The 13,208-nt window shown below is 44.0% G+C and carries 10 protein-coding genes and 1 pseudogene; 5 read left to right on the top strand and 6 right to left on the bottom strand.

Features of this window, described 5'->3' with window-relative positions:
• The first annotated feature begins 249 nt into the window (after positions 1 to 249).
• The 5 genes and pseudogenes from rpoD to GT348_RS05965 all read left to right on the top strand — a co-directional run bounded on the left by rpoD (position 250) and on the right by GT348_RS05965 (position 6,262).
• A pseudogene (gene rpoD, locus GT348_RS05985) lies at positions 250 to 2,234 on the top strand (RNA polymerase sigma factor RpoD).
• Positions 2,235 to 3,416: 1,182 nt separating this feature from the next.
• On the top strand, positions 3,417 to 3,872 hold the full coding sequence (rpsF, locus tag GT348_RS05980; RefSeq protein WP_160618929.1) for a 30S ribosomal protein S6: 456 nt from the start codon (positions 3,417 to 3,419) through the stop codon (positions 3,870 to 3,872).
• 6 nt (positions 3,873 to 3,878) lie between these two features.
• Positions 3,879 to 4,163: a 30S ribosomal protein S18 gene (rpsR, locus tag GT348_RS05975; protein WP_160618928.1), complete on the top strand. Its 285-nt coding sequence runs from the start codon at positions 3,879 to 3,881 to the stop codon at positions 4,161 to 4,163.
• A 10-nt stretch (positions 4,164 to 4,173) separates the two neighbouring features.
• A complete protein-coding gene (rplI, locus tag GT348_RS05970) occupies positions 4,174 to 4,773 on the top strand; it encodes a 50S ribosomal protein L9 (RefSeq protein ID WP_160618927.1) in 600 nt (199 codons plus the stop codon).
• 265 nt (positions 4,774 to 5,038) lie between these two features.
• Positions 5,039 to 6,262: an SAM-dependent methyltransferase gene (locus tag GT348_RS05965; protein WP_160618926.1), complete on the top strand. Its 1,224-nt coding sequence runs from the start codon at positions 5,039 to 5,041 to the stop codon at positions 6,260 to 6,262.
• Positions 6,263 to 6,300: 38 nt separating this feature from the next.
• Here the strand turns inward: GT348_RS05965 and rsmA are convergent, their stop codons facing one another.
• Genes rsmA through GT348_RS05935 form a run of 6 tightly spaced genes read right to left on the bottom strand, consistent with a single transcriptional unit; the run spans position 6,301 to position 13,208 of the window.
• The gene (gene rsmA / locus GT348_RS05960; protein WP_160618925.1) at positions 6,301 to 7,155 is read right to left on the bottom strand and encodes a 16S rRNA (adenine(1518)-N(6)/adenine(1519)-N(6))-dimethyltransferase RsmA; all 855 of its coding nucleotides are present in this window, start codon (positions 7,153 to 7,155) and stop codon (positions 6,301 to 6,303) included.
• The gene (locus GT348_RS05955; protein ID WP_160618924.1) at positions 7,152 to 8,519 is read right to left on the bottom strand and encodes a peptidylprolyl isomerase; all 1,368 of its coding nucleotides are present in this window, start codon (positions 8,517 to 8,519) and stop codon (positions 7,152 to 7,154) included. The genes rsmA and GT348_RS05955 overlap by 4 nt, the downstream gene beginning before the upstream one ends.
• A 3-nt stretch (positions 8,520 to 8,522) precedes the next feature.
• Positions 8,523 to 10,604 (bottom strand): LPS-assembly protein LptD, encoded by a 2,082-nt coding sequence (locus GT348_RS05950; RefSeq protein WP_236646436.1) that lies wholly within the window; start codon positions 10,602 to 10,604, stop codon positions 8,523 to 8,525.
• A gap of 59 nt (positions 10,605 to 10,663) precedes the next feature.
• Positions 10,664 to 10,867, bottom strand: coding sequence for a hypothetical protein (locus GT348_RS05945; protein WP_160618923.1), 204 nt, complete (start codon positions 10,865 to 10,867; stop codon positions 10,664 to 10,666).
• Positions 10,867 to 12,069 carry an LptF/LptG family permease gene (locus GT348_RS05940; RefSeq protein WP_236646435.1) on the bottom strand — a complete coding sequence of 401 codons (1,203 nt, stop codon included), beginning with the start codon at positions 12,067 to 12,069 and terminating at the stop codon, positions 10,867 to 10,869. The genes GT348_RS05945 and GT348_RS05940 overlap by 1 nt, the downstream gene beginning before the upstream one ends.
• Complete coding sequence (locus GT348_RS05935) at positions 12,066 to 13,208, bottom strand: LptF/LptG family permease (protein WP_160618922.1); 1,143 nt, start codon at positions 13,206 to 13,208, stop codon at positions 12,066 to 12,068. Before GT348_RS05935 ends, GT348_RS05940 begins: the two co-directional genes overlap by 4 nt.

The raw sequence follows: 13,208 nt of genomic DNA, 5'->3' as shown, positions 1-13,208 counted from the left end.
ACTAGAGGCGTTAAAGCGTGGAGAGGTTCCAGCACTTGACGAAGATCAGTGAGCCTTTAGAAAGCACATAATAACATCTTGGCGACTCTTGGGGATAGAGTAATTTGTCGATAAAATTGAGCTAAAAGAGGCTTAAATCTCTGATTAGTTCTTCTTTTTCGCGCTTACATCTTGACTTATGGCCAAGAATTAACCACTTGCACCCTGCCCCAAAGCTGGCTTTGAGTAGAGAACTAGACGGAGAGACGCATGGCGACTAAATCAGCCTCTGGATCAGATCAAAACGTCCCGGAGCAGGATAGTGCGCCTCTGGACGTTCAGTCCTCTGCCGTTAAAAAACTTATTTTAAAAGGCAAAGAACGCGGCAACATCACTTTTGATGAGCTTAATGCTGTTTTGCCACAGGACCGCATGACGTCCGAGCAGATTGAAGACATCATGGCTGCTCTGTCAGAAATGGACATACAGGTTATTGAGGGCGAAGACCGAGACGATGAAAGCGCTGCCCTGATAATGCTGCAGCAAGCGCCGAAACTACTGACGAAACAGAAGAAGAGCCAGAAGAAGCAACAGGCGGCAATGTAGACGCTGAGGTTGCCAGCCGTACTGACGACCCTGTACGTATGTATTTGCGTGAAATGGGTGCTGTTGAGCTTTTATCTCGTGAAGGTGAAATCGCGATTGCAAAACGCATCGAGGTAGGCCGTAGTGAGATGATTGGCGGCCTATGTCGTAGCCCTCTGACTTTTGGATCTATTTTAGGGTGGTATGAAAAGCTCCAGGATGGCTCGATGCTATTGCGCGATGTTATCGACCTGGAAGCAAGCCAGAGTGACCCTGAAGGCGCTGAGGCGATGGGGGATCTGGAGTCAGAGGAAGACAATGAAAGCGACTCTGACGTCGATTCTTCCCATGATGACAGTGATGGTGATGGTGACGGAGAAGGTGGTGCAGGTGATGGCAACAGCCTTTCTCTTTCTGCCCTAGAAGAAAAGCTTAAACCTGAAATCATGGCGCTTTTTGAAGAGTTTAAACCACTCTATCAAAAGCTTGCTTCCATGCAGAGTGAGCGTATCCAATCTTTAGTAGAGGGAAAAGGGACTTCTGAAGTCGCCGAGGAAAGTTACAATCAGGTTCGTAATGAGCTTGTATCCCTTGTTGAACGCATGCACCTTCATAATACGCGTATAGAAGAGTTGGTAGAGCTTATTAAGGCACATGTGCAGCGCCTCAATAGTCTTGAAGGGCGGATGCTGCGTTTAGCTGAAACAAGCAAAATTCCCCGTGATGAGTTCATGTCTTATTACCGTCATCACGAGTTGGAGCCTGATTGGATTGAAAAAATCTCTGCGCTAACGGGCAAGGGATGGAAAAACCTTACGACAAAACATTTGGAATCTCTTAAGCGTTTGCGCCATGATGTAAAAGCACTGGCTTATGAAATGGGGTTACCTGTTGATGAGTTCCGTGTAGTTTATCAGGCAATCTCAAGCGGTGAGCGTGACTCGACACGTGCCAAAAAAGAGATGATTGAAGCGAATTTGCGCTTGGTTATTTCTATTGCGAAAAAATATACAAACCGTGGTTTACAGTTCCTGGATCTTATTCAGGAAGGCAATATTGGCTTGATGAAAGCGGTCGATAAGTTTGAATATCGTCGTGGTTATAAATTTTCTACTTATGCAACTTGGTGGATTCGACAGGCCATAACGCGTTCTATTGCTGATCAGGCTAAAACGATTCGTATTCCTGTCCATATGATTGAAACGATCAATAAGCTGGTGCGGACCTCCCGCCAAATGTTGCATGAAATTGGTCGTGAGCCGGCCCCTGAAGAGCTGGCAGAAAAGCTGGGCATGCCACTTGAAAAAGTGCGCAAAGTTCTCAAAATTGCCAAAGAACCTATTTCTTTGGAAACGCCAATTGGAGATGAAGAAGACAGTCATCTTGGTGACTTTATTGAGGATAAAAACGCCATTATTCCACTGGATGCAGCTATCCAGACCAACTTGCGTGAAGCGACAACACGCGTTCTAGCTTCTCTTACACCTCGCGAGGAACGTGTTTTGAGAATGCGTTTTGGTATTGGTATGAATACTGATCATACCCTGGAGGAAGTTGGGCAACAATTTAACGTTACGCGCGAACGTATTCGCCAAATTGAGGCGAAAGCTCTGCGTAAATTAAAACATCCAAGCCGAAGCCGTAAATTACGCTCATTCCTTGATGACTAGCCTAATGACAGACGGGCGCTGATGTGAATTCGTCTTAATAAACTTTTATTTTTTCAACAAAATGCGGTCTTAAGGCCGCATTTTTTGTTATGAGGGTATTGGCACCCTTATGGCTATATTCCTCTATCATTTACACTGATAGTGGGGAACATGTCCCGCAAGTGGTATGAATATAGATCATTCTCTTGGAGAAATTGGGCAATAATTTAACGTTACGTGCGAGCGTATGAGTAAAATTGAGCCAAATATCATACATAAATTAAAATATCCGAGCCTTGGCTGGAAAACATGCTCATTCTTTGAAGGCTAAGTTTATAAGGAGCGAATACTGGGATGAATTTGCCTCAGCATGCTTTTTTCCACAGGATGCGGCTTTAAGATCGCATACTTCCTGCTCTAATATTTTAGAACCCCACGACTATATATCTCTATCATTTATCCTGATGATGAGGAACGTGTCCTAAATTAGCATGAATATGAACTATTCTTGTGAGGAAGTTTGGCAGCAATTTCACGTTACATGCGAGTGTATCAGCCAAATTGTGGCGGATACTCCGTATAAATCAAAACATCCGAGTTTTGGTCGAAAAACATGTTTGTTCTTTGAGGGCTAAGTTTATATTGAGCAAATGCTAAGATGAATTTGTCCCAGCATGCTCTTTTTTCACAAGATGCGGCTTTAAGATCGCATGCTCCTTGCTATAATACTTTAGGGCTGCACGATTATATTCCTCTATCATTTACCATGATGATGAGGAGCATGTCCTATAATTGGTATGGATATGAACCATTCTTTTGAAGAAATCGGGAAATAATTTCACGTAACATGTGAGCTTATCAGCCAAATTAAGGCGAAAGTTTTGCGTAAATTGAATCCCAAGTTGTAAATTAGGCTCATTCTTTGATGAGTAGTGCAATGACAGGCGGGCACTGATGTGAATTCGCTTTAATACGTCCGTTTTTCTCGATAAAATACGGCCCCAATATCGAATTCCCCCTTGTTATGCGGTATTAGGACCGCATAATTATCTTGTTTTTTTCATAAAATGCGGTATTAGGACCGGATCCCCCTGCTATGAGGTTTTGGCACCTTATGGCTATACCCCTCTATCATTTTACTCTGATAGTGTTGAACTCTGTGCTTGTGCAAGAGAGGGTTGATTTTATCCGAAGGGAGTTTGCATGCCATTATATGAGACCGTGCTTATCGCACGTAATGATGTCTCTCAGGCTCAGGTCGAAGGCCTGGTCGAGACCATCACAGCCCAGCTCGCAGAGCAGGAAGGCAAGATCCTAAAACGTGAATTTTGGGGCCTTCGTACACTTGCTTACCGTATCAAAAAGAACCGTAAAGGCCATTACGTCCTTTTAGGTATTGATGCTCCTATTGAAGCAATGCGTGAAATGGAGCGTCAACTTGCCCTGAACGAAGACGTTCTGCGTGTTCTGACACTTCGTGTTGAAGAAATTGACGAAACACCATCACCTGTCCTTTCACGTAAAGGCGATGATCGTGGTGAACGTGGTTCATCACGTGGTGGTTCACGTTCAGGTGGTCGCTTTGAGAGCGGTCGCGGCGGCCGTCGTAACAACGAGTCTTCTGAAGCTCGTGAAACAGTCGTCGAAGAAGCGGAGTAATAGATCATGTCTGATACGACCAATCCTTCTGAAGTGAACCCAGCCACACGTCGTATGGCTGTTGGCGCACGTCGTCCTTTTTATCGTCGTCGCAAATCATGTCCTTTCTCAGGTGCGAATGCTCCTAAGATTGACTATAAAGACGTGAGACTTCTAAGCCGCTATCTTTCTGAGCGTGGTAAAATTGTACCAAGCCGTATTACGGCTGTCTCAGCAAAAAAGCAGCGTGAACTTGCGCAAGCGATTAAGCGGGCTCGCTTCCTTGCTCTGCTTCCTTATGTCGTGAACTGAGGAGCGTGCAATGTCACTGACAGAACTCATTTTATTACAACGTGTTGAAAATCTGGGTCAAATGGGCGATATCGTCCGTGTTAAACCTGGCTACGCACGTAACTATCTTCTCCCTCAAGGCAAAGCTCTCCGCGCGAATGAAACCAACCGGAAGCGCTTTGAAACTGAGCGTGCTCAGCTTGAGGCACAAAACCTCCGCAAGCGTGAAGAGGCTGAACGCCTTTCAGAGCGTATGGAAGGTCTTACAGTTATCATTATCCGTCAGGCTGGTGATAGTGGAAGCCTCTATGGATCTGTTACGCCTCGCGACATTGCTATTGCAGCAACAGAAGCTGGCTTAACGGTTGCTCGTCAGCAGGTTATTCTTGAAGCACCGATCAAATTCTTAGGTCTTACTGAGGCGAAGATTGTTCTTCACCCAGAAGTTTCTATTAAAATGACGGTCAACGTGGCTCGCTCTGAAGAAGAAGCAGAGCGTCAGGCACGTGGCGAAGAACCAGTTATGCAGGAAGAAGAGGAAAATATCCTCGGCGAGCTGCATGCTGAGCAAGCTGCTGAAGAAGAAGCTGCCGCTGAGGCAGCCGGTGTTATAGAAAGCGAAGACAAATAAGCTTTTTGAAACATTAATTCTTTGAAAAAGGCCCTGGCAGGATTTGATCTGTCAGGGCCTTTTTTCTTTAAAATATATCTTAAAAAGATATTTCGTAACGGTAAGTTAAAAAGTGGTAGATATATAACTCTGTGAATACCTTTTAAGAAAAATCAGTATTAACTTCGGTTATGATCAAGTTTGTGAAATTGATACTTATGTCATGAGCATTTTGGACCACAACACAAGACGTAATTGATAGTTAAATAGTTAAGGGAATGTAAAAATGAGACGGGTTCTTGATATTCTCCTTAAAAACTTTATTCAAATAGGGACTTTAACAGTAACATTTAGTGACGGCTCTACGCGTCGTTATCAGGGGGCTCATAGAGGTGGTGAAGCAGCTCTCGAAATTACTACATTAAAAACAGAATATGCTCTTGCTTTAAATCCTGGCCTTTCTTTTGGTGAGGAATATATGGAAGGGCACATTATTCCCAAAAATTGCACATTAAAAACTTTGTTGCATCTTTTGATGCAAAATATGGAAAATCATTCTCTTTTGGGTGAAGAAATTAATGCGCGTTTCCGTCAGGTGGCACGCGTTATGCGCCCGCTCAATTCATTAAAACGGTCACGTTTTAACGTGGCTCATCACTATGATCTTAGCGGTGAGCTTTATGCTCTTTTTCTAGACAAAGATCTTCAATATTCATGCGCTTATTTTGAGCGTGAGGATATGAGTTTGGAAGACGCTCAGGAAGCTAAAAAACGTCATATAGCCTCCAAACTTCGTCTTAATCGTCCAGGGCTTGAAGTTCTGGACATTGGGTGCGGGTGGGGCGGTATGGCTCTCACTTTGGCAAAAGATTATGGCGCGAAAGTGTTGGGCATTACGCTTTCTGTCGAGCAATTAAACGTAGCACGTAGACGTGCTAAAGAGGCAAATCTTGAGCATTTAGTTCGTTTTGAGCTACTGGATTATCGTAATTTATACAGAAAATTCGACCGTATTGTTTCTATTGGCATGTTTGAACATGTAGGAGTGAAGCAATATGAAACTTTTTTCAACAGTATCCGACATTGTTTAAAACATGATGGTGTTGCTCTTATTCACTCAATTGGTCGTATGGATGGCCCAGGCACGACAAATCCCTGGATAGCAAAATATATATTTCCCGGTGGTTACTCACCTGCTTTGAGTGAGGTTTTTGCATCTATTGAGCAAACGGGGCTATGGGTAACAGATTGTGAGATCCTACGTCTGCATTACGCTCTTACTCTGGAGCAATGGCACAAGCGCTTCTCAGAGCATCGTGAAGAAATTAGAGCACTTTATGATGATCGCTTCATACGTATGTTTGAGCTTTATCTTCTAGCAAGCGAGCAGGCTTTCAGACTTCAGGGTCATATGAATTTTCAACTTCAACTTACACCCTCTATAGAAGCTGTTCCTCTTACACGTGATTATATGTTTAAAGAAGAAAGCTCTAAAAAAGAGAGACAGTAAAGTCTCTCTTATGCTCAAAATAGTGAGTAGTTTGTCTGTTAAGACGCGCGCTTGGTTTGCTCCAAATGATAGACAGCCAAGCGCGCAAATTCGTCAACTGTAAGAGTTTCTGCACGACGTGTAGGGTCAATATCTACCGAACGCAATAAAGTTTCACCCCCTATAGATTTTAACGAAGCACGGAGCATTTTACGTCTTTGGCCGAAAGCAGCAGCCGTGACTTGCTCCATAGCTTTAAATAAAGCTGCTGGGGGCTGGTGAGAGTAAGGCGTAAGGCAGGCAACGGCCGAACTGACTTTGGGCGGTGGAGAAAAGGCTCCCGGCGGTAGTATTAAGGCTATGGAGCACTCAGCACACCACTGGCAGAGCACGGAGAGTCTGCCATAAGCATTGCTACCTGGTTCAGCACAGATGCGTTCGGCTACTTCCTTTTGGAACATGAGTACAAGCCGTTCCCACTTTTCTGCCTGACGCAGCCAGCCAATAAGGAGCGGCGTAGCAACATTATAAGGGAGATTAGCGATTATTTGCCGAGGCGCATCAGTTAAACTGCTCGCATCAAGTGTAAGAGCATCCTGTTTAACGATTGTAAGCCTATCTGGGAAATGAGAGCTCAAATCATCAAGTAGGGGCCAGGCACGCTGGTCAATTTCGACAGCATGAATAGTGCGAGCTTCACTTAATAAGAGAGCTCTTGTCAAACCACCGGGGCCTGGCCCAATTTCAATAATATGCCGTCCAGTCAGATTGCCACCTAACCCTGCAATGCGAGAGCAGAGGCCAGGATCGAGCAAAAAATGCTGTCCCAAAGCTTTACGGGCATCAAGCCCATAATGACTAATAGAATCCTTTAAGGAAGGAAGAGATTTTAATGTCTCAAAATTGCTGCTCATTCGGCATTCTTTTTAAGGAATTCTCGCACACTTGGGCGGATTTTAATTACGGCACGACGATGAAGGGCACGCTGTAATTGCTGCGCAGTTTGTTCTATACGCTCATTCATAAGTTGGTCAGCAATTTGACCAGGAGTTTGCTGCGCCAAGTTTTTCTGCTCACGACTGCAAACCATTAAAAGCGCTATACCATCTCTTGCAACTAAAGGATGCGTGGCTTTGTTGAGGGGAAGTTTTTCCAAAACACCACGCATTTGTGGCGTCAGTCGTTCCAGAATTTGTGTCCCAGGGTTAGATGGTCTTTTTGCTCCAAGGGATTTGTTTAATTCCTCTACCGCCTGGCAGCTTGATAATGTTTGAGAGGCGCGAGTTGCTTTTTGAAGGGTTAGCTTTTGCTCGTCTGTAGGGTCCTGGGGATTAAGCAGAGATTGAAAGGGGAAAAAGGCCTGACGTAACGTGATCAGTGTGCCCATTTCTTTGCCTACTAAACGACGTGCCTGTACTGTAGCAATAACATAACCGCCAGGAACTTTGATCGGGTTTGAAATAGCTCTGTTAGGCATGGCACGAACAACTTCAACAACCGCAGGGTCAAGATGGTCTTCCTGAACCCACCCCATTGCACCACCATCAAGAGCACTCTGATCCTGGGAGAATTGAGCTGCAACAATAGGGAATGGAGCGCCTTTGCGAAGCTGCTTGATAATCATTTGGGTAAATTCAAGCTCAACTTCATCGTGGCGTGGATCTTCTACGGGCACAAAAATTTCACTTAAGAAATATTGTGGTCGTCCTGCTTCAGCCTGGAGAGCTTTTTCACGTTCAGCAATTTGCTCCGGTGTAACGCGGTTTTTGGGGCCAAGTTCTTGCCTTAAAACCTGCATCCATCCAATTTGAACGCGAATTTGATCTATGAGCGTTGTGAGTGAAATGCCATCGCTTGATAAACGCTGCCGTAAGGCATTTTTAGGCATGCCATTTCGAGCTTCGATGGTATTAATAGCATCGGCAATCTGTTCAGGCTCGATAATAATATGCCGCCTGAGCATTTCTTGCGTTTTTAAGCGCTCATCAATGAGTTGATGAATAATTTGCCCGCGCATGCGCCGCATGGTTTCGGGGCTAACAGGTAAGCCGGTTGAAAGCACGAAAAGCTGTGCGCGATCGTTGACATCTCTTTTTGTAAGAACCTGGCCATTTACAACCGCAATAATCTCTCCCTCTGCTTCGGGATGAGATGCAAGCGATGATTCAGCTACTGGCGCTGGTTTCGCCTTGTGCGCTGCATAAGCTGCATTGGAGAAGAGAAGAGCGCACGAACATGCTGTAACGCTTAAGAGAGCAGAACGAAAAGAAAAAAGCATAACTCAGCCGTTAACCCCGAATGTGCCTATGGTTTTAAAGAAGAAATTGAGCAAAACAGTCGAGTTTCGTTTCTCGCCACCTACATAGGTGTATTGACGGATATAAATAACGTCTAGCCCAAAACAATCATTTTCATAACCGACATCACCACCATTTGCGACAAATTTCTTTTGTTGCATGGCGCGCCGCGTATAAGCGGAAACATGATATTGCCCAATTTTGGCCGTAACACGGCCGGTTAGTTCGTTAGTTGGTCTCAAAGATGGTAGATTGGGCCTAAAACGCCTGTAATTCGTGCGATAGAGATAATAAGGCGTGATAGGCTCATACACATAGCCGCCAGTAAAGCGTAGGAAGGGTAACCCGGTGGATAATAAAGCTTCACCATAGTCAAAATTACCGCGCCAGGGGTTATAGCGTCCGCGCGCTGTTAAATCCACATATTGATTTGGCGTGATCGTAATGCGCCCAATGGGGTCAGAAACGTGATGATCTAACCCAGAATATGGAAGGCGATTGCGATCTATATGTTCCTGAAAACTTTCTCCAACAAGCATATCAACTGAATGCCCATTCCAGCTCCAGTTTTGGTGAATACCAACATTGGCGCGTAAGCCGCTATCAAGGCGATCAGTTCCCATATAGCGATTTAGGGCAAATAATGTTGTGTCAGTAAATTCGTAGGTTAAACTATCTTCATTAGGCAAATTTCTGTTTATGGAATTGCCCATGTTAGGTGCTGCAATGAGCTGAATGATAGGCTCAAAAATCTGGCTTCCATGGCCCTTTGCAAAGGTGCGTAAGAAAGGCCAGTTCATTTTTAAAGCTACAGTCGGAAGAACAAATCCTCTTACATGGCCGCCACCATGACCATAATTAGGCTGCTCTTCTAAATGTTTGGCATGATACAGCGTTGTATCAACACGTCCAGTTAACAGCCACTGTTGGCCCAGATTATTGTGAAATGGCCTATCCCATTGCAAAGCAAGCTCGCCACGCTGATCTACTGCGCCGCGGGAGCGATAAACAAAAAAGTCTGTTGAATGTACACTTAAGCGGCCACCAAGAGGATCGGGCTCTCCCTGAAATTCGTAAGTTAAACGGGGCAGCGCAAAAGGAAGTTCGGAATTATTAATAATGCCCCGGTTAAGACCCTGATATCCCTGTGCGTCAAGTCTGAGAAATGACCCTACACCATATCCTTCGACATAAATATTTGACCCAAGCGTATCATTACCATAACCAGGAATGCGATAATCGCGCATGTAATTGGCAGAGCTGGCGACATTGACGTCAAAGCCCCCATACCAATGACGATTTATGGCAAAATCACCATTGGCAAAAATGTAACCCTGCGCACCATGCTTACTGGTATTGTCATATCTCTGACCAAAAGGGTTTGTGTAGGGTGAGTTTCTACGCGTATCGTCAGCTACACCACCTTTGATTTTGAGCCGACCAAAATTAAGCCTGTTACGATAAATTGCACTTAGTTGCGGGCCGGTTTTGGTCGCAACCAAAGGTTCAAAAGTGATATCCTGCTGGTCATCAATATCCCAAAAATAGGGGATTGTGAAATAGGTTCCAAGATAGCGGTCATGTGGGCTTATGTTAGGAATTAAAAAACCGTTATGGCGTTTGACAGTGGGATCGGTTACGGCAAAATAGGGAAAATAAAATACCGGAATGCCCAGCATTTTCAGCCAAGCATGGTTAAACTCAATATTTGTATGCTCTTTGTCCTGAGTGGCTCCATAGGCTTGAATTTGCCAAAAAGGTGGCAAGTCAGGATTTTTTTCACAAAGAGCACAGGCCGTATAAACAACGTTAGAAAAATCATTCAAAACGCCACTGGTGCGTCTAAGGCCGGTGGCTGCTAATTTAGCATTTTGTTGCATACGCATGTAAACAGCGCTGCCAATACCATCTTTCAAGCCCTGAGTGAGCTCAATATGGTCAGCATAAGTTGTGCTGCCATCTTGCTGCACAAAGGCGACATGCCCATTGGCTGTCATGATGCCTGAAGCACGGTCGTACGTTATTTTGTCAGCCCGAAGAGCCTGATCTCCTTGCCAGACGCGCACATTGCCTTTCCATATAATAAGGCCAGTTTTATCATAGCTTTCATGATCTGCCAGATAAGTTAAGGGCTCCTGTGATGAGGCATGGTGAGGGGGGTTAAAATAGTCTTATTTTTTTTGTCGGATGCCTGGTGAGCATTTAAATTGTCCTGGGCGTAAGAAGAAGCAGAATGTGTTAAAATACCTAATGCCGAGCCTGTAAGGGCTAAGCATAGTAAGGGAAATCGCTTCTTTAAACCGGACGGAAAATTTCCAAGTCCAGGCATTAACCGTCCTCCATAAATAATAGCAGGGCTGTTGCAATACATAACCCGGCTGCTGTAGGAGCCCATGCCGCAAAAATTGGCGGAAGTGCCCCAGATTTACCTAATTGTTCTGCAATTTTCGAAACAGCAAAAAGTGCAAAACCCGTTAATATACCTATAGAAAGGAGTCGCGCTATCCCCCCACGTCGCGAAGGCCTCATTGAAAAACCAGCTGAAATAAGTGTCATTGTACCAGCTAAGAAGGGAAGAGCCAATAAAGACTGAAAGTGTAATTTTAATTGTATTGTAGAAAAGCCTGATTGGCTGAGCAAGTGAATAGCACGCGGCAATGCCCATATAGAAATTGTATCTGCCCGGGCTGCGTGGTTCCGTATACGTTCAATATCAAGAGTTGAAGCAAGCGTCACCAGGCCCAGATTTTGAGGTTGATGTGATGGCTGAAAGCTGACGGCATTTTCAAAATGCCATAAAGCGGCAAACATATCTCCTTTGGGTGCTTCAATACGCAATAATAAATGAGCGTGTGAATCCAGGCGAAATAGGGTGATGTTGGAGGCTTTAAGGTGCTCGCCTTCTATATAAGGTTTTTCCAAATGAATAATGGCACTACCTGAGGGGGTCAGGCTGTTATCTTTTTGCCATAACCATAATGAGTCCTGCTTTAGACCAATTTTATGAGAATTATTTTGAAGAAGAATTTTATCAAGCCTTTCTGCCTTGCGGTACATGTACGAAGATAGAGGCGTGATTGCTGTTGTAAAAAAAATCCCTAATAAAAAAGAACATAAAACGGGGCTGGCCAGAAATTGCCATACTGAAATACCAGCTGCACGCGCCACTACTAATTCGGAAGACCGTGCTAGGCGGGAAAAACAGATAATACCCCCTAAAAGCAGGCCAAAAGGCAGGACGTATAAGGCGTAATAGGGAATATGAAGACCGGCAATTTCTAAAATAGAGCTTATGGCCACGTTAGGGTGGCTGGCCGCTCTTCTTAAAAGATCTATGAAATCGAATAATGAAATAAGACTTGTTAGAGCTAAAACTAAAGTACAGCCTGTTAGAAAGAAACGTAAAAAAACATATTTTGATAATAAATAAGGGAAACCAGCTTTTTCCATATAGCCTTTTGTTTCGAACTTTTTATAAAGTCGTGCGAGAGCAGCCTGTCTATGGTTCCAAGCTCCTAAAAGACGACTCACATTGGCACCTTAAGGTTGGAAAGAGCTGATTTGGTTTTCCGGTTTTTAGAAGATGACGATAAAATTAGGCTTGTTATACCTATAATTGCCGGCAAAATAGCTTCTAGGGCAAGGAAGAAAATGAAAGTAAGTTCTCTTTCTGCCATGTTTTTGAGCATTAAAGAAAATAATAAAAGAGCTATAACAAGCACAACCGCTACAAAAGGTCTCACAATATTACTGTGACGCGAAAAGCGGGTTCTTAAAATACATACAACACCGATGATACTATAAGAAAGAGTAAATAACGGTGTAATAAGCCGATTCCAGCCCTCAACCTTCAATTTGTTTTGAAGGCGCTTAGGGGTATCATGAGGCGGATGAAGCAATGTGAGAAGTGGCAGCTCTGATGCTTCCCGATTTATTTTTTGAGGTGTTACTGGCCCGTCTAGATCAAGGGTATCATTTTTGAAATCCAACATGCTTATTTTTTGCGTGGATCGGTTTAACTGCTGTCTTGTGCCGTTAGAGAGCACTAATCTTGGTCCTTCGGGCCGTGATATCAATGTTCCGCGTTCTGCAAAAATTGTGACAGGTTTTGTTGCGTTTTTATTATCCTGAATTAGAACACCGTAAAATTCATTTTCATTATGCCTACGGTGAATATAGATTGTCATGGTCGGAGAAACAGTAGTAAAGACGCCTTCTTCAAGTAAAAAGGCAGCAATTCGGTTTCTTATCTTGAATTCGTAACGGTGAAAAGCATGATAGGATGCTGGTGCCAGCCATAATGTTAGGCAATAGCATATTAGTGTGGCAATGCCACCGCAGAACAAACCGGCGCGTGCTAATCTAAGAGAAGAAAGTCCCATAGATTGTAAAATGACTAATTCTTTGTCGTGACTTAATTTTTGATAGGTAAATAAAATAACAAGAAATGTTGTGACAGGTAAGATAATAGCGGCGAAACTAGGTATCATGAGAAGTGTGAGGTGTAAAAACGCCTTCAGAGCCAGGCCATGTTGCACAATAAGAGAAACAAAGCGTAGCGATTGTGTAAGCCAGATAAGGGCAATTGCTCCAAAAGTTAAGCCTAAAAGCGAGAGCAAAAGCTGCTTTGTTATATATTGATCCAGGAGCTTTAAAAAAGGACGCTCCAT

It is taken from the genome of Aristophania vespae, assembly GCF_009906835.1.
Lineage (GTDB): Bacteria > Pseudomonadota > Alphaproteobacteria > Acetobacterales > Acetobacteraceae > Aristophania > Aristophania vespae.
This window is presented reverse-complemented; position numbering and strand designations above follow the sequence as displayed.

Bases quoted from the DNA above. Each gene is read 5' to 3' on its own strand.
- rpsF (WP_160618929.1), top strand. From the start codon at position 3,417: ATGCCATTATATGAGACCGTGCTTATCGCACGTAATGATGTCTCTCAG.
- rpsR (WP_160618928.1), top strand. From the start codon at position 3,879: ATGTCTGATACGACCAATCCTTCTGAAGTGAACCCAGCCACACGTCGT.
- rplI (WP_160618927.1), top strand. From the start codon at position 4,174: ATGTCACTGACAGAACTCATTTTATTACAACGTGTTGAAAATCTGGGT.
- GT348_RS05965 (WP_160618926.1), top strand. From the start codon at position 5,039: ATGAGACGGGTTCTTGATATTCTCCTTAAAAACTTTATTCAAATAGGG.
- rsmA (WP_160618925.1), bottom strand. From the start codon at position 7,155: ATGAGCAGCAATTTTGAGACATTAAAATCTCTTCCTTCCTTAAAGGAT.
- GT348_RS05955 (WP_160618924.1), bottom strand. From the start codon at position 8,519: ATGCTTTTTTCTTTTCGTTCTGCTCTCTTAAGCGTTACAGCATGTTCG.
- GT348_RS05945 (WP_160618923.1), bottom strand. From the start codon at position 10,867: ATGCCTGGACTTGGAAATTTTCCGTCCGGTTTAAAGAAGCGATTTCCC.
- GT348_RS05935 (WP_160618922.1), bottom strand. From the start codon at position 13,208: ATGGAGCGTCCTTTTTTAAAGCTCCTGGATCAATATATAACAAAGCAG.